General features: G+C 54.1%; 1 rRNA gene. It reads right to left on the reverse strand.

The annotated features are described in order from the left end of the window. Positions 1-636, reverse strand: a 23S ribosomal RNA gene (locus LCL87_RS25535); the annotation flags it as partial. Positions 637-680 lie beyond the last annotated feature (44 nt).

The raw sequence follows: 680 nt of genomic DNA on the forward strand, positions 1-680 counted from the left end.
TGGCGCAGGCTCTGACGGATTGTAAGCGCACGGTTTCAGGTACTATTTCACTCCCCTCCCGGGGTACTTTTCATCTTTCCCTCACGGTACTAGTCCGCTATCGGTCACCAGGGAGTATTCAGGCTTATCGGGTGGTCCCGACAGATTCACAGCAGATTTCACGGGCCCGCTGCTACTCGGGTGTCCGTCACGACAGTCACCATGTTTTCGTCTACGGGACTCTCACCCTCTACGACAGGCCGTTCCAGACCACTTCGACTAACACGATGATTTCTTACTGTCGGCCAATCCGGCAGAATTGACAAGACGGATCCCACAACCCCACGAATGCAACGCCCGCCGGCTATCACACACCCATGGTTTAGCCTCTTCCGCTTTCGCTCGCCACTACTCACGGAATCACATGTTGTTTTCTCTTCCTGTGGGTACTGAGATGTTTCACTTCCCCACGTTCCCTCCACACGCCCTATATATTCAGGCGCGGGTAACCACACATCACTGTGGCTGGGTTTCCCCATTCGGAAATCCTCGGATCTCAGCTCGGTTGACAGCTCCCCGAGGCTTATCGCAGCCTCCTACGTCCTTCATCGGCTCCTGGTGCCAAGACATCCACCGTACGCTCTTAATTACTTACAACAAAGATGCTCGCGTCCACTGTGCAGTTCTCAAACAACACACAA

This window comes from Prescottella equi (assembly GCF_020171745.1).
Taxonomy (GTDB): domain Bacteria; phylum Actinomycetota; class Actinomycetes; order Mycobacteriales; family Mycobacteriaceae; genus Prescottella; species Prescottella equi_A.